The following is a 15,506-nucleotide window of genomic DNA, read 5'->3' as shown; positions in this document are numbered from 1 at the left end:
GCGTGACCTTCGCTGCCGCAAGGTCGATACTGCCGACATCAGGAATCCAGCCAAGACACCTCCGACCGCCACAGTCACCTGATGATCCGTCATCAAAGTCAGCATCAGTACCGCCAGAATCCGCTTCCGACCGTCACGGACCGCCAAGATCGATATCTGACCTCACCCATTCCGACCAGCAAAAACACTGCTCAGAGTCCCATCTGCCAGGCTCCCTAGGAGGTACCCATGAGGATGCTCATCAACGTCCCCGAAACCGTGGTTGCCGATGCTCTGCGCGGGATGGCCGCCGCGCATCCGGAGCTGACCGTGGACATCGAGAACCGAGTGGTCGTCAGGCGAGATGCCCCGGTGGCCGGCAAGGTGGGGCTGGTGTCCGGTGGCGGGTCGGGGCACGAGCCTCTGCACGGGGGGTTCGTGGGGCGCGGGATGCTGTCCGCGGCTTGCCCGGGAGAGGTGTTCACGTCGCCGGTCCCCGATCAGCTGGTACGGGCCGCGGCCGCCGTGGACAGTGGCGAGGGCGTGCTGTTCGTCGTGAAGAACTACACCGGTGACGTGCTCAACTTCGAGATGGCCGCGGAGCTCGCCGAGGAAGAGGGTGTGCGCATCGCGAAGGTGCTGGTCAACGACGATGTGGCGGTCACCGACAGCCTGTACACGGCCGGACGGCGCGGCACAGGGGCGACGCTGTTCGTGGAGAAGATCGCGGGCGCGGCAGCCGACGAGGGGGCTCCGCTGGAGCGGATCGAGGCAATCGGGCGGCAGGTCAACGAGAGTTCCCGGAGCTTCGGGGTCGCTCTGAGCGCCTGCACCACACCCGCGAAGGGCAGTCCTACCTTCGATCTGCCGCCGGGTGAGCTGGAGTTGGGGATCGGCATCCATGGCGAGCCGGGGCGTGAGCGGCGCCGGATGATGACCTCGCACGAGATCGCGGACTTCGCGGTGGACGCCGTACTGGACGATCTGCGGCCCAGGGGTCCGGTGCTGGTGCTGGTCAACGGGATGGGGGCGACCCCGCTGCTGGAGCTGTACGGCTTCGGCGCCGAGGTGCACCGGGTGCTGGCCGAGCGCCGGGTGCCGGTGGCCCGTACGCTCGTGGGGAATTATGTGACCTCTCTCGATATGGCCGGCGCGTCGGTGACGTTCTGTCAAGTGAACGAGGAGCTATTGCGGTTGTGGGACGCTCCGGTCAACACTCCGGCGCTGCGGTGGGGGTGCTGACCGTGCTCGGCGCGGAGTTCTTCCACCGCTGGATGATCGCCTGCGGCTCGGCCGTGGACCGTGAGGCGGACCGGCTCACCGAACTCGACTCGGCCATCGGGGACGCCGATCACGGCATCAATATGCGGCGCGGATTCGCGGCCGTGACGGACGCGCTGGAGAAGGAGCCTCCGGCGACCCCGGGGGGCGTACTCATGCTGGCGGGGCGGCAGTTGATCTCGACGGTGGGCGGCGCGTCCGGACCGTTGTACGGGACGCTGCTGCGCCGCGCCGGCAAGGCGCTCGGTGATGCGGGCGAGGTCACCCGGGAGCAATTGGCCGAGGCGCTGAACGCCGGGGTTGCCGCGGTGGCGCAGTTGGGCGGGGCCGCCGCCGGGGACAAGACGATGCTTGATGCCCTGCTGCCCGCGGCGGAAGCGCTCGGCGAGTCGTTCACCGCGGCGAGAGAGGCTGCGGAGGCGGGGGCGCTGGCGACCGTACCGCTTCTGGCGCGCAAGGGGCGGGCGAGCTATCTGGGCGAGCGAAGCGTCGGGCATGAGGACCCGGGTGCGGCCTCCTCCTCGCTGCTGATCGCCGCGCTCGCGGAGGTGGCCGGATGAGCGCGGAGAAAGCGGTCGGAATCGTGCTGGTGTCCCACAGTGGGCAGCTCGCCGAGGCCGTCGCCGACATGGCGCGGGCTCTCGCGGGCGGCGGAGCCACTGCACCGGTGGCGACGGCCGGCGGTACGCCCGACGGCGGATTCGGCACAAGCGCGGAGCTGATCGCCGCGGCGGCTCACACGGTGGACCGGGGTGCGGGGGTGGCGGTGCTGGCCGATCTGGGCAGTGCGGTGCTCACCGTCAAGGCGCTGCTTGCCGAGGGAGGTGAACTCCCGGACGGGACACGGCTGGTGGACGCGCCCTTTGTGGAGGGCACGGTGGCGGCGGTGGTCACAGCGTCGGCCGGGGCGGACATCGATGCGGTGGAGGCGGCGGCACGGGAAGCGTACGACTACCGGAAGCTATGAGGTCCTCAAGCGCCGGACGGGCTCACGGGGTCGTCGCTCCCCGGGCTCGGTGGCTGCCGCAGCGCGTCCGGCCTGCCGATTTCCGTCAGTGCCTCTTCCAGCCAGGTGATCCAGAAGCTTTCCAGGTGAATGCCACCACGCAGCACGAGGTGGCGGAGCCGGTTTTCGGTGGTGTCCTTCCCCGGCGGGAAGTCGCGCTTCTCGATCGCGTCGTAGTGGGCGAGTTGCTGCCGGTGGAGGTCGAGGTGGCGGCGGAGCTCGGCCTCCAGCCCCTCCGTTCCGACGACCGCGGCCGCCCGCATGCGCAGCAGCAGGGCGTCACGGACGGGTTTGGGATCCTGGGGTCCGGAGGCCCAGGAGGTGAGTTCGGCACGGCCCGCGGGCAGGACTTCGTACTCCTTCTTCTGCCCGCGGGTCGGCTGCGCGGAGGGCAGGGCCCGGATGAGCCCCGCCTGCTCCAGTTTTCCCAGCTCACGATAGATCTGCTGGTGCGTGGCCGGCCAGAAGAAGCCGATCGACTTGTCGAACCGGCGGGTCAGCTCCAGCCCTGACGACGGCTTCTCGAGCAGGGCGGTGAGGATCGCGTGCGGGAGGGACATGCGAGCATCCTAGGTACCTACGGTCAGACCGTGGCCGCCAGCCGGGTGCCCTGGTCGATGGCGCGCTTGGCGTCGAGTTCGGCGGCGACGTCCGCGCCGCCGATGAGGTGCACGGTGCGTCCGGCGGCCCGCAGCTCCTCGTACAGTCCGCGACGCGGTTCCTGCCCTGCGCACAGGATGACGGTGTCGACCTCGAGGACGCGGCTCTCGCCGTCGACGGTGATGTGCAGCCCTTCGTCGTCGATACGGTCGTAGCTCACACCCGCGACCATGGTGACGCCGCGGTGCTTGAGCTCGGTGCGGTGGATCCAGCCGGTGGTCTTGCCGAGGCCGGCGCCGACCTTGCTGGTCTTGCGCTGGAGCAGATGCACCCTGCGCGGCGGATGGGGCCGCACGGGCAGCCGGAGTCCGCCCGGCGCACGGTATTCGGTGTCGACGCCCCAGGCGCGGAAGTAGGTCTCGGGGTCCAGACTCGCCGAGTCGCCGGAGTCGGTGAGGAACTCGGCGACGTCGAAGCCGATGCCGCCCGCGCCGATGATCGCGACACGCTCGCCGACCTCGGCGCCGTCGCGCAGCACGTCGAGGTAGCTCAGGACGCTGCGGTGGTCGGCGCCGGGGATGTCCGGGGTGCGGGGGGTGGCTCCTGTGGCGACGACGATTTCGTCGTACTCCCCCGCGGCGAAGGTGTCCGCGGTGACGGGGGTGTTCAGCCGGACCTCCACACCGCGCAGTTCGAGCTGAGTGCGGAAGTAGCGCAGGGTCTCGTGGAACTCCTCCTTGCCCGGGATCCGGCCCGCGATGTTGAGCTGACCGCCGATCCTGCCGTCCGCGTCGAAGAGGGTGACCGTGTGGCCGCGCTCGGCGGCGGAGACGGCGAAGGCGAGCCCGGCCGGGCCGGCGCCGACGACGGCGAGGCGCTTGGCGATGGGGGTCCCCCCTGCTCGAGCGGAGCCGAGAGCTCGGGGGAGGGTCGGTGAGAGGACCAGCTCGGTCTCGTGGCAGGCGCGCGGATTGACCAGACAGGAGGTGATCTTCCCGCTGAAGGTGTGGTCGAGGCATGCCTGGTTGCAGCCGATGCAGGTGTTGATGGTCTCGGGCCGGCCCTGCCGGGCCTTGGTGACGAAGTCGGGGTCGGCGAGCATGGGGCGTGCCATGGACACCATGTCGGCATAGCCGTCGGCGAGCAACTGCTCTGCCTTCTCCGGTGTGTTGATGCGGTTGGTCGTCACCAGCGGGATGGAGACGGCACCCATCACCTTCTTGGTGACCCAGGCGTACGCGCCGCGCGGCACCGAGGTCGCGATGGTGGGGATACGGGCCTCGTGCCAGCCGATGCCGGTGTTGATGATCGTCGCGCCGGCCGCCTCGATCTCCTTGGCCAGGGCGGTCACCTCCTCGAGCGAGGAGCCGCCGGGCACCAGATCCAGCATGGAGAGCCGGTAGACGATGATGAAGTCGGAGCCGACGCGTTCACGTACCCGGTGGACGATCTCGCGTGGGAAGCGCGTGCGGTTCTCGTAGGAGCCGCCCCAGCGGTCGGTGCGGTGGTTGGTGGCGGCGGCGATGAACTCATTGATGAGGTAGCCCTCGGAGCCCATGATCTCGACGCCGTCATATCCCGCCTGCTGGGCGAGCGCGGCAGCCCGGACGAAGTCCTCGACGGTCTCCTCGACCTCGTCGTCGGTGAGCGCATGCGGTACGAAGGGGCTGATGGGCGCCTGGATCGCGCTGGGGGCGACCAGGTCCTGGTGGTAGGCGTACCGGCCGAAGTGCAGGATCTGCATCGCGATCCGCCCGCCCTCGCGGTGCACCGCGGCGGTGACCTCGGCGTGGCGCTCGGCCTCCGCCTCGGTGGTCAGCTTCGCCCCGCCGGGGTACGGGCGGCCCCGGTCATTGGGGGCGATGCCGCCGGTGACGATCAGGCCGACCCCGCCGCGGGCGCGGGCGGCGTAGAAGGCGGCCATCCGTTCGAAGCCGCGCTCCGCTTCCTCGAGCCCCACATGCATGGACCCCATCAGCACACGGTTGGGCAGCGTGGTGAAGCCCAGGTCGAGGGGGCTCAGCAGGTGCGGGTAGTCGGTCATCGACGTCTCCTCGGCGTAGTCGTCTCGCGATTATGCAATGAGTTGCATAATGCTGACCAGGGCCCGTTTCGGAGCCACCTCCTGTCCGCGCGTGCACCGGGCCTCCGCGGTGTCAGACTGGGCGTCATGCCTGAGAAGCGCAGTGCGGGCCTTCTGCTGTTCCGCAGGGCGGCCGACGGGGACATCGACGTGCTGCTCGGCCATATGGGCGGGCCGTACTGGGAGCGGCGCGAGACCGGCGCCTGGTCCATTCCCAAGGGCGAGCACGGACCGGAGGAGGAACCCCTCGACGCCGCCCTGCGGGAGTTCCAGGAGGAGCTCGGTCTGCCGCCGCCCGGCGGTCCGTACGCACCGCTCGGCGAGGTGCGCCAGACAGGCGGCAAGGTGGTGACGGTGTGGGCCGTGGAGGACGACCTCGACCCGGACCTGGTGGTCCCGGGCACGTTCACCATGGAGTGGCCCAAGGGGTCGGGCACCGTCCGCGAGTTCCCCGAGCTCGACAGGGTGGCGTGGTTCACCGTCGGACAGGCCCGGACGGTGATCGTGACGGCACAGACGGTCTTCCTGGACCGGCTCCTCAGTCGTTGACCGCGGTCAGCAGCACCACGGAGTCCTCCACCGCCCTGAGCCCGTGCCGTTCCTGCGGGATCGGGTGGAGCGCACCCTGGGCCAGCTGGACGTCGCCGGACGCCGCGGTGAGCCGTACGGTGCCGATCAGCACCTGCAGGCTCGCCGCGGGCGGGGCGTTGTGCTCGTCCAGCACGGAGCCCGCCGTCAGGGCGATCACACTCTGCCGCAAGGGCTCCTGGCGCAGCACCAGGTGCGCGCTGCGGCCGTGCGCGGAGGCGCGGGCCGCCGCAAGGTGTTCATGGGCCAGGGCATTGAGGTCGTCCATGGTCGCCACTCTCCTCCTGGCGGTCAGACGAAGTTGACCCGGGCGCGGCGCAGCAGCGGATCGTCCACCAGCTGCCACAGCGGTACGGCGAAGTTGCCGACGCGATAGCGGCCGCCGAAGTGGAGACCGAGGACGCGGTGGTCGGTGAGGTCGATGACGGGGGAACCGCTGTTGCTGCCCAGGGTGGAGCAGTCGTGCTTGACGACGAGCCGGTCCGGCACCAGCTCGGTCGCGGTGCCGGGCTGGAGGCGTTTCACGTTGTAGACGTCCATGAAGATCCTGCGCATGGACTCCGGTTCATTGCGACGACCGTCCCACGCGGGGTAGCCGATGAGATACACCCGGCGCCCGGCGACATCGGCTGGCGGCTCGGCAGCCACGGCCAGCGGGGTGGGCAGCGGGTTGGTGCCGGATGCCGGGGCGACGCGGAGCAGTGCCATGTCGACGTCCTGGTGGATGCCGAGCACGTCGGTGATGTCGAACTCCGGCGGGCCGTCGCCCGGTTCGCCGCCGACCTCCTCGGCCGTGTCGACCCGGGCGCTGATGCCCTCCCGGAAGGTCCAGCCGCCGTTTCCGTCGGCCCGCGCGAACTCCACAGCGACATGACGGTTCGTCATGACGGCTTCGGGACCGACGAGGAAGGCGGTACCGGCCCAGTCCAGGCCGGGGTGCCCCGTGACCTCGATCCGGCCGACCCGGCCGATCGATTCCCGGATGGCGGCCCGGTGGACGTTCAGCACCGACCAGTCGCCCTGCTGCGGTGCGAAGTCACGGCCCTGGATCGGGATGGCGGGTCTGCCCTCGAACAGCACGACGGCCTCGACCCCGAAGTACTCTTCGTCGCTCATCCGGTCCGCCCGGCCGTCGGCCAGTTTGTCGAGTCCGCTGACGCCGGCCGCCAGCACCCGGGCCCGTTCCAGTTGGGCGAAGTGGCCGACCTGCCGGGCGGGGGCCGCGTCATGGGGAAGTTCCTCCGCGGATTCGGCCATCTCCTCGGACAGGGCGATACGCACACGCCGGGCGACGTCGCGCAGGTCCGCGAAGATCTGCTCGGGGCGGGTCGCCACGGGTGACCTCTTCGGCATCTCACGCCTCCTCCGCGAACACGCGGACGGACCTTGTTCCCGTTGCCGTGGACACAGACGATCCTGGGCCGCATCGCGCCTCCCGCGCAGCGCACCGATCCCCATCACTCTCAGTATCGACCCGTGGGGGAGAGAGTGCATCCGCGGGCCCGATCGCCGCCCGGGCGCCGAATTCAGCTCTGCTCGAGCAGTAGGCGGAGATCCATCTCGTGCTCGCCGGAGGACGTTCCGATGGCACGTACGGTGAACATCTCGTCGAGGGCGTGCTTCACCCGGGCCACGGCGCCATGGTCGCCGGTGAGCAGTGCTGTGACCGGAGCGGTCAGTTGCGCGGGGCGGGTCTCGCCCTGTGGGGTCGCGACGTCGAAGGTCGTGATCCACACGGTGGGGGTGGCCCGGCCGCCCGGCGCGGGCCGTGCGCCTGAGGCCGCCTCAGGAGCGAAGGCCTGGCCGAGTGCGTCGAAGACCGCTCGGGCGTCGTCCATGGCGCAGTCACTGAGCTGGACCGTGACCTGCGTATCGGGCCGGCCGGAGCCCTGCCCCGGGCTGTTGGTGGTCACGTCGATCTACTCCTCGGGCTGGGGATGTCTTCTTTTCATCATCTGTCCTGTTTGCCCCGGTCCGGGGCCGCCACGCCCTGAACGGGGCGGGCGCCCCGGAAGGTGCCCGCCCCCCGGTGGCTCAGGCGGGCGCGGGCCGGGGCCCGGGCGGGGCCGGGGCGAGACGGCCGGTGCGGTGCAGGCCGAGCACGGCCAGCGCGCAACCGCCGCCGAGGGCGGCGAGCGCCGCCCAGGGCAGGGCCGGTGCCCCGATCGAACGGGCCGCGTCCAGAGCCGCACCGGTCAGCAGGTTCCCGGCGGTGATCCCGATGCCGCAGATGGTGTTGTAGAGGCCGTAGTGCGTGGCGACGTAACGATCCTGGGCGAGAGCCACGATCGTGTCCATCTCGAACGGATAGGCGAGCATGGTCCCCAGGGTCAGCAGCAGCGCCGACAACAGCGGAGGCACGACCGCGACCATCCAGCGGGCGGGGCCCTGCGGGGGCACCGCAATCGTGGTGGCCGCGAGCGGCGGCAGGAACGCCGCGCCCAGTGCGGCGAGCCCGGCCACCAGCGACCTGCCCGCACCGAGGTGTTGTCTGCACCAGGCAGTCAGCCGGGTCTGGCCGAGGATCGTGACCAGACCCGAGACGGCGAACACCACCCCGATCCCCACGGTGCCGGCCTGCTCGTCCCCGGCCACCCGCCGGACTTCGAGCGGGAGGGCCAGATACACCTGGAAGGACAGCGCATACGAGCCGATCATCGCGACCGAGAAGAGCAGGAACGGCCGGTTGACCACCACTGTGCGCCACTGCGACAGCACCGAGGTCAGGGACCTGTCGTCCCGGGCCACCGGAGTACGGGCCGGCAGGGCCCGCACCTGTACGGCCGACAGCACGGCGAACACACCGGCGGCCACCAGGCAGGTCAGCCGGAAGCCGATCCCGGTGAGCACCACGCCGAACAGCGGCCCGAGCAGGATCCCGGCCTGGTAGAAGACGTTGAACAGCGCGAACGCCTCGACCCGCCGTTCACCGGCGCCATGGGCCAGATAGGCGCGCACCGCGGGGTTGAACAGCGCTCCAGCCAGCCCGGTGGCTGCCGAGGCGGCCAGCAGCGCGGGCAGCGAGTCGACGAGCCCCAGCACCGCGAATCCGACGATGCGCAGCATCAGACCGGTGATGATCATCGGCTTGTAGCCGAATCGGTCGGCGAGCGTGCCGCCGAAGAAGAACATCCCCTGCTGGCTGAAGTTGCGTACGCCCAGGATGAGGCCGACCGTCCAGGCGGCGAGTCCGAGTGTCCCGGCCAGGTGCTGGGCGAGATAGGGCATGAGCATGTAGAAGCCGAGATTGATGGTGAACTGATTGACCATCAGCAACCGCACGCTGCGGTCGAAGGAGCGCGCACCGGCAAGAGGATTCCTCACCGCCGCACCCCGCTCCCGGAGGCGACGGCGACCGGGTCGACGACCGTCGTGCACCGCGTCCAGCAGGTGACTTCCTTCTCGTCGGGACGGCCGATCACCTCGGGTTCCGTGGCCGGCGGGCCTTCGAGCAGGCCGTGGCCGGCGCAGTACTCGTCGTCGTACACGGTGCCCAGATAGCGCTGCGGCCCGTCGGGGAAGACCGCCACGATACGGGTGTCGGCCGACAGTGTACGGGCCAGCCAGCCGGCCACCAGGGCGACCGCGCCCACACTCCAACCGCCGGTGGCGTAGTGGGAGGCGGCCAGCCGACGGCAGGTCCACACGGCCTCGGCCGGGGCCACCCAGTGCACCTCGGAGAAGTGACCGTGGGCGACGTTGCGCGGATGGATGCTCGACCCCAGGCCGCGCATCAGCCGGGAGCGGGCGGGCTGCCCGAAGATGATGGAGCCGACGGTGTCGACGCCGACCAGCTTCAACTCGGGACAGAACTGGCGCAGTACGCGGAAGATGCCCGCGGAATGGCCGCCGGTGCCGACGCTGCACACCAGGACGTCGACATGGCGCAGTTCCGTGGCGAGTTCCAGGGCCAGCGCGGTGTAGGCGGCGACGTTGTCGGGGTTGCCGTACTGGTCGGGACACCAGGAGCCGGGGTGCCGCTCGCGCAGTTGGGCCACTCGGTCGCGGCGGGCCTGCTGCCAGCCGCCGCCCGGGTGCGGTTCGGTGACGATGTCGACCCGGGCGCCGTACGCCCTCAGCAGCTGGGCCATGGACGGTTCGAGGCCCGGATCCGTGACCAGGATGACCGGATGGCCGTAGACCATGCCGGCCAGGGCCAGGCCCAGGCCGAGCGTTCCGCTGGTGGACTCGATGATCGTCCCGCCGGGGCGCAGTTCGCCGCGGGCACGGGCCCGTTCGACCATGTGCAGGGCGGGCCGGTCCTTGATGCCTCCGGGGTTGAAGCCCTCCAACTTGGCCCAAAAGCCGCGGCCGGCCGGGGTGAGGGGCTCCGACACCCTCAGCAGCGGGGTGTCCCCGACCAGTCCGGGGAGTCCGGAACCGACGGAGGTGACGTCATTGATCGTCGGACGATTCATGGTTCGCTCTCGCTCGATGTGCAGGTGGGAGGTAGTTCTCGCCGGTGGGGCCGACGAGATCTACGTCCGCCACCGGCAGACGCGAGCAAGGGTTTCCCTGCCGGTGCGCGCGACGCGCCAGGGGAAGCCGGCGGCAAGGGGCCGCGCCGACGGCGCGGCCGACGCGGGGTCCCCGACCGCAGGGGACCCCTTCGGTCCGCCACCGCGGCCGGCTCCCTGGCGCGCTGCGGCAGTGTCGGTCACCAGGGCGAGGACGGAGTGCCCGCACTCGTGCCGGGACTGATGACGGTCCGTCATGGAGGCCGGGGGGTGAAGGTGTTCTGCTTCGTGCCCCGTGACAAGGCAGTGGAGGGTCAGCAGCAGAAGGCCACCGACGAGCAGAGGCAGCCATGGGCCACGTACCAGGGATGTGGGCGTCACAAGTACTCCGAATGGCGGCCGCGACGCCCGTTCCGGGCGTGCGGCAGGCGGCGGACAGGTTCGGAGGACGCCGGGTCTAAATACGCAGGGCCGTCGGAGCCGACGGTGGCGGGGGCATCGGTCCGCCGCCGGCCGACGGCGGTACGAAGACATGGAAGTGCAGGTCGGCCGAGGAAACGGCGACCGGGCGGGACGCGCAGTGCGCGGCCGGGCCGGGGCCGGCCGGCGGCTGGGCGGACACGCACTCCTCGTCCGGATGGGACTCCTCACCGCCGCCGTGATGACCGGGCAACGGGGCGTGCCTCTCGGTGACGGTCCGGGGAGAGACCGGAGAGGTCACGGCCACGCCGCCCGCCAGGTGGCCGGTGACGCTCTCCCCGCCGAGGCCATGGGTGTACAGCAGCCCGCAGAGGAGAACCGGCAGCCACAGCAGTCGCCACGGAGCCGCCGGGATGAGGCGGGTCCGCGACGCACAGACAGAAGGCCGGGCCGTGACCACGCCGTGACCCTAGCCGCGTGCCGTGCAGTTCACGGGCGCGGCCCGGGTGAACGACGTGTGCACCACCCGAACGGCCCTATGTCGTCAGCAGGACGCCCGCGTAGGACGCAGCGGCGACGATCACCCAGGCGGTGAGGCCGAGCGTCGCGACGCGCAATCCGGTACGGGTCAGGGAGGGCAGATGGACGGCGCTCCCGAGGCCGAAGAGGGCGGCCGCGAGCAGCAGTTCCTGCGCTGTCCCGGCGGCCGACAGCACCGGGTCGGGAAGCACTCCGGTGGTGCGGAGGGCGACCATGGCGAGGAAACCCGCGACGAACAGGGGGATGATCGGCGGGCGTCCGGCGGCTCGGGCTGTGCGGCCACGTCGGCGGGCTGTCACCGCGAGGGCCGCGACCAGCGGGGCAAGCAGGGCCACGCGTATGAGTTTGACCAGCACGGCCTCGCCCAGCGCGCCGGGCCCGGCGGTCTGGGCGGTGGCCACCACCTGGCCGACGTCGTGGACGCTCGCGCCCACCCAGCGTCCGAACTGGACGTCGGACAGGCCCAGCGGGCCGTGCAGCAAGGGCAGTACGGCGATGGCCAGCGTGCCGCACAGGGTCACCAGGGCGACCGAGGTGACGACGTCGTCCTCCTCGCTGTCGTGGACGGCGCTCACCGCGCCGATGGCGGACGCCCCGCAGATGGCGTACCCGGAGGCGATCAGCAACGGCCGGCCGCCGGGCAGCCCCAGCCGCCGACCCAGCCACCAGGTGCCCCAGAGGGTCGCGGCCACCACGGCCAGCACCATCGCGACGGTCGACCAGCCGAGCCCCAGCACATCCCCCAGGCTCAGTTTCAGGCCGAGCAGGACGATCCCGATCCGCATCAGCCGCTTGGCGGCGAGGGACAGGCCGGGGCGGCAGCCGCCGCGCACCCGCACGCGCAGCCAGGGGGTGTGCGCGGCGGCGATGCCCAGCACGACCGCGGCGGTGAGCATCGGCACCGCGGGGACGGCCGTGTGGACGAGCCATGCAGCACCGACCCCGGCGGCGGCCAGCGCGAGCCCGGGAGCACTGCGCGGGACGGGCGGCTTGCGGTGTGCCGTCACAGGACGGGTGCGTGAGCCGGTGAGCACCATCACCGGTCGGCCGGCAGTTCGTACACACGCCGGACGCTGGTGCCCAGACGGGAGATGTCTGCGCCGTAGATGTGCAGGGACTGGGCCGTGCACGTGCCGGCGTTCCGCACCCGGTGGATGTCGCCGGGCGGCGCGAACGCCGCCACGTCGCCCCGACGGTTCACCACGTCCTCGGTGGCGACCAGACGGGCCGTCGTACCGTCCGGGACCAGCCGGTAGCGCCGCTCGCTCTCCTCACCCCGGTGGACGCCGGTCACACACCAGGAGACGTGGTCGTGGACCGAAGTCGCCTGCCCCGGCAGCCAGACCAGCGCCACCACGGAGAAGCTGCCGTCCCGCTCGGCGTGCAGAATGTGCTGGCGGTAGCGCTCGGGGTCCCCCTGGCACTGCTCCTCGGTGAGCAGATCCTCCGCGCCGAGGTACGGAGCCAGCCGCTCACCCACCAGATAGGCGGTCAGTTCCGGTGGCAGCCCCCGCCCCACCGCCTCGCGTATCTCGTCCACGAGCGCGCCGAGGCGTCGGGTGGTCCGGGGGGCGGTGGGCGTGGCCGCGATCGGAGAGGTCATGACGGCAGCGTGCGCCCACTCGATCCATCACGTCCAAGCACGATTTCTTGCCCGGTCCCCTGCCCCTGCTTATGGATCCGGCCGTGTGCGCGTTTCCGGAGCGGCACATGGCACCATCCATAAGCGGAAATTGGGAGACCTGCTCAGGACCCGGAGGTCCGGGACTCCAGCGAGCGGCGGGTGTTCGGCCCGTAGAAGCCCGTTTCGTCACCTGTCACCTGGTAGCCCTGCTGGTAACGCTGCACGGCGGACTTCACACCGCCGTCGTATTTGCCGTCCGAGGGCCCGTCGTAGAGGCCGACCTGCCGCAGCCGCTCCTGCAACTCGACCACCTCGGAGCCACGGTAGCCGGGCTTGAGGACCGTCCCGTCGGCGACAGGGCCGTCATCACCATTGTCCCGGGCCGGGCTGCTCGGACTGCCCGGCCGGCTCGGACTGCCCGCCCCGGGCGACCCGGTCGCGGCGGGGGTGGCCGGCACGGACGGCAAGCCGGAGGAAGTCTGCGGCGACGGACTCGAACCGGGCGAGGCGGCGGCACCGGAGGTGTGCGAGGCGGTGGGCGCGGCTGTGCGGGTCGCGTCGGCACCGGATGCCTCGTGCGAGGGCATCAGCAGTCCCGGCACGGCGCTGCCGTCGTCGGGGGCCGACAGATCGTCCCGGACCTTGTCGCTCGGCGTCCCGTCGGCCAGGCCGACGATGCCCGCTGTCACAACGGCTGCGACGACGGCGACGGCCACGACCAGACCTTTGCGGGTGCGGCGCTTGGCACGACGCCTGCGGCCGGGGCCGCCGGTTCCGGCCGGTCGCGGCTCGTACGGATCCGGGGACTGCCGAGGGATCTCCGCGGTTCCGTCTGCGAACTGCTGCGTCGCAAACAGGCCGAGGTCCGCCTCGTCCGGTCCGCCGTCCGCGATCCCGATCAACGGCCTGACCGTCGAGCCGTCCGTCTGCTCGGTGTTCCACTCCGCGTGGCCCCCGGTCGGCACCCCGTCGTTCTCCGATATCCCTGCAGCCACCGGCGACTCTCCTCCCCTGCACGCCGAACGCACTGATTATGCAGATCCCGAGGGCATGGTGAGCAACCGGGACGCCGCTTTCGCCGCCCGCCGGTTCCACGGCCGAAGAGTTCACCGGGGTGTCGCCTGACCGTCGGACAGCTTGCGCCGCCCGGAGCACGGTTCTGGCAGGATCGTGGCGGTCCGGGGACACTCTGAGGTATGAAGCGCCACCCGGCCCGGAGACTGATCGTCCTCCGCCACGCCAAGTCCGCCTGGCCCGACGACATCGCCGACCATGAACGCCCCCTGGCTCCGCGCGGCCGGCGCGATGCGCCGGCGGTGGGGCGCTGGCTCGAGAAGCACGGCCTCCTGCCGGATCTCGTGGTGTGCTCGACGGCTCGCCGCACCCGCGAGACATGGGAAGGCGCCTCCGGCGAACTCGGCGGAGCACCGGTGGTGTCGTACGACGAGCGGGTGTACGGGGCGACCGTCTCCGAACTGCTCGACGTCGTACGGGAGACCCCCGACGAGTACCGCACCCTGCTGCTGATCGGGCACAACCCCGGCGCACAGGACTTCGTGCTGGAGCTCGCCGGTGACGCCGACGAGGGCTCCCTGGCCGACGTGAGGGCGAAGTTCCCGACATCCGCCCTCGCGGTGCTGTCCGTGGACGTGCTCTGGCAGGACCTCGCGCCGCACGGCGCGAGACTGACCCGCTTCGCGGCGCCGCGCGGCACATGACCGTGGGGGTGCCGTCAGTTCGGTCGGCCCATGGTGCGCCACTCCTGCCGAGGCTCGGACGCGTCACCGCGCCGCGTGGACGGCGAGCGCGGTGGCCAGGTCGGAGTGGACCGGGATGGACGGGCATCCGCGGTCGGGGACGACGGAACCGTCGGCCGGGATGCCGGCCAGTTCCAGGGCACGCTCGTGCCCGGCGAGTCGGCGGGCGGCGTCGGCAATGGCCGGCTGCCCTTCCACGGACCAGCCGCGCAGTCCGCTGAGATCGACGATCACCGGCCCGGTGCCGCGGGCCAGGACCCGGCCGACGGCGCCGGTGAAGCGGGATGCGGCATCCCTGCCGAGGTGTCCGGCGACGGAGAGGATGCCGAGATCCTGCTCGGCGGTGTAGCGCGACTCTATGGTCATGTTCGTTCTTCAGCCTTTCGCGGGCTGCCCGTCACCGCGTGATCGGGCCGTATTCGGCGGGCGAGGCGGAAGCCGGTCAGCGTGCGACGGTGGTGCGCGGCCAGGCAGGCAGCGGGGGGTGGCCTGCTGGACGTACGCGATACGACCCCGGGTGACCCGTACGGCTGGTGCCCCGTTACCCAGGGTGATCCCGAGCGTTGATAGGGACTGACGGCCGCGGTCTTGCGGCCGGTTTTCGACCTCCAAGGAGATCTTGATGTCTCGCATCGCGAAGACAGCCGCCGTAATCGCAGGCACGAGCGCCGTTGTGATCAGCTGTGCCGGTCTGGCCACCGCGGATTCAGGAGCCTACGGCGGCACCGCGGGCTCGCCCGGAGTCGTCTCCGGCAACAACGCCCAGGTCCCGGTGCACATCCCGATCAACATCTGCGGCAACACCGTGAACGTCGTCGGCCTGCTGAACCCGGCCTTCGGCAGCTTCTGCGAGAACCAGGGCGGCAGCACCGCTGTCCCGGTCAACACGGGTGAGCCCGCCGAGCCCAAGCCGACCGAGCCGAAGCCGACCGAGCCGAAGCCGACCGAGCCCAAGCCCGCCGAGCCCAAGCCGACCGAGCCCAAGCCGACCGAGCCCAAGCCCGCCGAGCCCAAGCCGACCGAGCCCAAGCCCGCCGAGCCCAAGCCCGCCGAGCCCAAGCCGACCGAGCCCAAGCCCGCCGAGCCCAAGCCCGCCGAGCCCAAGCCGACCGAGCCGGGCGGCTACGGCGACTGACGCCATCGGCGCCCCGGCTGCTCTTCCTCCGTACGG

The 15,506-nt window shown here is 71.2% G+C and carries 18 protein-coding genes; 6 read left to right on the top strand and 12 right to left on the bottom strand.

Annotated elements, in window-relative coordinates; translation table 11 throughout:
* Positions 1-228: 228 nt before the first annotated feature.
* The 3 genes from dhaK to ABD858_RS30885 are packed head-to-tail and all read left to right on the top strand — an operon-like array spanning position 229 to position 2,227.
* Positions 229-1,221 carry a dihydroxyacetone kinase subunit DhaK gene (gene dhaK, locus ABD858_RS30895; RefSeq protein ID WP_345043729.1) on the top strand — a complete coding sequence of 331 codons (993 nt, stop codon included), beginning with the start codon at positions 229-231 and terminating at the stop codon, positions 1,219-1,221.
* Positions 1,222-1,223: 2 nt separating this feature from the next.
* On the top strand, positions 1,224-1,820 hold the full coding sequence (dhaL, locus tag ABD858_RS30890; protein WP_345045027.1) for a dihydroxyacetone kinase subunit DhaL: 597 nt from the start codon (positions 1,224-1,226) through the stop codon (positions 1,818-1,820).
* Positions 1,817-2,227: a PTS-dependent dihydroxyacetone kinase phosphotransferase subunit DhaM gene (locus ABD858_RS30885; protein ID WP_345043726.1), complete on the top strand. Its 411-nt coding sequence runs from the start codon at positions 1,817-1,819 to the stop codon at positions 2,225-2,227. The genes dhaL and ABD858_RS30885 overlap by 4 nt, the downstream gene beginning before the upstream one ends.
* Before the next feature lie 5 nt (positions 2,228-2,232).
* Here the strand turns inward: ABD858_RS30885 and ABD858_RS30880 are convergent, their stop codons facing one another.
* Together ABD858_RS30880 and ABD858_RS30875 are read right to left on the bottom strand one after the other, a co-directional pair.
* Positions 2,233-2,826 (bottom strand): PadR family transcriptional regulator, encoded by a 594-nt coding sequence (locus ABD858_RS30880; RefSeq protein ID WP_345043725.1) that lies wholly within the window; start codon positions 2,824-2,826, stop codon positions 2,233-2,235.
* 23 nt (positions 2,827-2,849) lie between these two features.
* Positions 2,850-4,910: an oxidoreductase gene (locus ABD858_RS30875; protein ID WP_345043722.1), complete on the bottom strand. Its 2,061-nt coding sequence runs from the start codon at positions 4,908-4,910 to the stop codon at positions 2,850-2,852.
* Positions 4,911-5,036: 126 nt separating this feature from the next.
* On the opposite strand from ABD858_RS30875, the gene ABD858_RS30870 reads away from it, so the two are divergent.
* The gene (locus tag ABD858_RS30870) at positions 5,037-5,498 is read left to right on the top strand and encodes an NUDIX hydrolase (RefSeq protein ID WP_345043720.1); all 462 of its coding nucleotides are present in this window, start codon (positions 5,037-5,039) and stop codon (positions 5,496-5,498) included.
* On the opposite strand, the gene ABD858_RS30865 is transcribed toward ABD858_RS30870, so the two are convergent.
* From ABD858_RS30865 to ABD858_RS30825, 9 genes are all read right to left on the bottom strand, one after another.
* Positions 5,488-5,805, bottom strand: coding sequence for a cupin domain-containing protein (locus ABD858_RS30865; RefSeq protein ID WP_345043719.1), 318 nt, complete (start codon positions 5,803-5,805; stop codon positions 5,488-5,490). The two genes, ABD858_RS30870 and ABD858_RS30865, sit on opposite strands and share 11 nt — an antisense overlap.
* A gap of 23 nt (positions 5,806-5,828) precedes the next feature.
* Positions 5,829-6,890, bottom strand: coding sequence for a trypsin-like serine peptidase (locus ABD858_RS30860; RefSeq protein WP_345043716.1), 1,062 nt, complete (start codon positions 6,888-6,890; stop codon positions 5,829-5,831).
* 173 nt (positions 6,891-7,063) lie between these two features.
* Positions 7,064-7,450 (bottom strand): hypothetical protein, encoded by a 387-nt coding sequence (locus tag ABD858_RS30855; protein WP_345043715.1) that lies wholly within the window; start codon positions 7,448-7,450, stop codon positions 7,064-7,066.
* Between the two features lie 121 nt (positions 7,451-7,571).
* Positions 7,572-8,861, bottom strand: a complete 1,290-nt coding sequence (locus ABD858_RS30850; protein ID WP_345043712.1) for an MFS transporter — start codon at positions 8,859-8,861, stop codon at positions 7,572-7,574.
* Entirely contained in the window at positions 8,858-9,955 is a 1,098-nt protein-coding gene (locus ABD858_RS30845) for a PLP-dependent cysteine synthase family protein (protein ID WP_345043709.1), read from the bottom strand. Before ABD858_RS30845 ends, ABD858_RS30850 begins: the two co-directional genes overlap by 4 nt.
* A 496-nt stretch (positions 9,956-10,451) precedes the next feature.
* Positions 10,452-10,874 (bottom strand): hypothetical protein, encoded by a 423-nt coding sequence (locus ABD858_RS30840; RefSeq protein ID WP_345043708.1) that lies wholly within the window; start codon positions 10,872-10,874, stop codon positions 10,452-10,454.
* 76 nt (positions 10,875-10,950) lie between these two features.
* Entirely contained in the window at positions 10,951-11,991 is a 1,041-nt protein-coding gene (locus tag ABD858_RS30835; protein ID WP_345045025.1) for a YeiH family protein, read from the bottom strand.
* Positions 11,991-12,557 carry a cysteine dioxygenase family protein gene (locus ABD858_RS30830; protein WP_345043705.1) on the bottom strand — a complete coding sequence of 189 codons (567 nt, stop codon included), beginning with the start codon at positions 12,555-12,557 and terminating at the stop codon, positions 11,991-11,993. Before ABD858_RS30830 ends, ABD858_RS30835 begins: the two co-directional genes overlap by 1 nt.
* 143 nt (positions 12,558-12,700) lie before the next feature.
* On the bottom strand, positions 12,701-13,573 hold the full coding sequence (locus tag ABD858_RS30825; RefSeq protein WP_345043703.1) for a peptidoglycan-binding domain-containing protein: 873 nt from the start codon (positions 13,571-13,573) through the stop codon (positions 12,701-12,703).
* Positions 13,574-13,774: 201 nt separating this feature from the next.
* Here ABD858_RS30825 and ABD858_RS30820 point away from each other — a divergent pair, with 201 nt between their 5' ends.
* Entirely contained in the window at positions 13,775-14,296 is a 522-nt protein-coding gene (locus tag ABD858_RS30820; protein ID WP_345043700.1) for a SixA phosphatase family protein, read from the top strand.
* A gap of 63 nt (positions 14,297-14,359) precedes the next feature.
* Here ABD858_RS30820 and ABD858_RS30815 read toward each other — a convergent pair whose 3' ends face one another.
* A complete protein-coding gene (locus tag ABD858_RS30815) occupies positions 14,360-14,701 on the bottom strand; it encodes an STAS domain-containing protein (protein WP_345043699.1) in 342 nt (113 codons plus the stop codon).
* Positions 14,702-14,957: 256 nt separating this feature from the next.
* Here ABD858_RS30815 and ABD858_RS30810 point away from each other — a divergent pair, with 256 nt between their 5' ends.
* On the top strand, positions 14,958-15,470 hold the full coding sequence (locus ABD858_RS30810) for a chaplin (RefSeq protein ID WP_345043696.1): 513 nt from the start codon (positions 14,958-14,960) through the stop codon (positions 15,468-15,470).
* Positions 15,471-15,506: the final 36 nt, after the last annotated feature.

The sequence above is a fragment of the Streptomyces sannanensis genome (assembly GCF_039536205.1).
GTDB lineage: Bacteria > Actinomycetota > Actinomycetes > Streptomycetales > Streptomycetaceae > Streptomyces > Streptomyces sannanensis.
This window is presented reverse-complemented; position numbering and strand designations above follow the sequence as displayed.

Coding starts and splice junctions, on each gene's coding strand:
- dhaK (WP_345043729.1), top strand. CDS start 229: ATGAGGATGCTCATCAACGTCCCCGAAACCGTGGTTGCCGATGCTCTG.
- ABD858_RS30810 (WP_345043696.1), top strand. CDS start 14,958: ATGTCTCGCATCGCGAAGACAGCCGCCGTAATCGCAGGCACGAGCGCC.
- ABD858_RS30835 (WP_345045025.1), bottom strand. CDS start 11,991: ATGGTGCTCACCGGCTCACGCACCCGTCCTGTGACGGCACACCGCAAG.
- ABD858_RS30885 (WP_345043726.1), top strand. CDS start 1,817: ATGAGCGCGGAGAAAGCGGTCGGAATCGTGCTGGTGTCCCACAGTGGG.
- ABD858_RS30845 (WP_345043709.1), bottom strand. CDS start 9,955: ATGAATCGTCCGACGATCAATGACGTCACCTCCGTCGGTTCCGGACTC.
- ABD858_RS30875 (WP_345043722.1), bottom strand. CDS start 4,910: ATGACCGACTACCCGCACCTGCTGAGCCCCCTCGACCTGGGCTTCACC.
- ABD858_RS30865 (WP_345043719.1), bottom strand. CDS start 5,805: ATGGACGACCTCAATGCCCTGGCCCATGAACACCTTGCGGCGGCCCGC.
- ABD858_RS30860 (WP_345043716.1), bottom strand. CDS start 6,890: ATGCCGAAGAGGTCACCCGTGGCGACCCGCCCCGAGCAGATCTTCGCG.
- ABD858_RS30830 (WP_345043705.1), bottom strand. CDS start 12,557: ATGACCTCTCCGATCGCGGCCACGCCCACCGCCCCCCGGACCACCCGA.
- ABD858_RS30815 (WP_345043699.1), bottom strand. CDS start 14,701: ATGACCATAGAGTCGCGCTACACCGCCGAGCAGGATCTCGGCATCCTC.
- ABD858_RS30880 (WP_345043725.1), bottom strand. CDS start 2,826: ATGTCCCTCCCGCACGCGATCCTCACCGCCCTGCTCGAGAAGCCGTCG.
- ABD858_RS30870 (WP_345043720.1), top strand. CDS start 5,037: ATGCCTGAGAAGCGCAGTGCGGGCCTTCTGCTGTTCCGCAGGGCGGCC.
- ABD858_RS30820 (WP_345043700.1), top strand. CDS start 13,775: ATGAAGCGCCACCCGGCCCGGAGACTGATCGTCCTCCGCCACGCCAAG.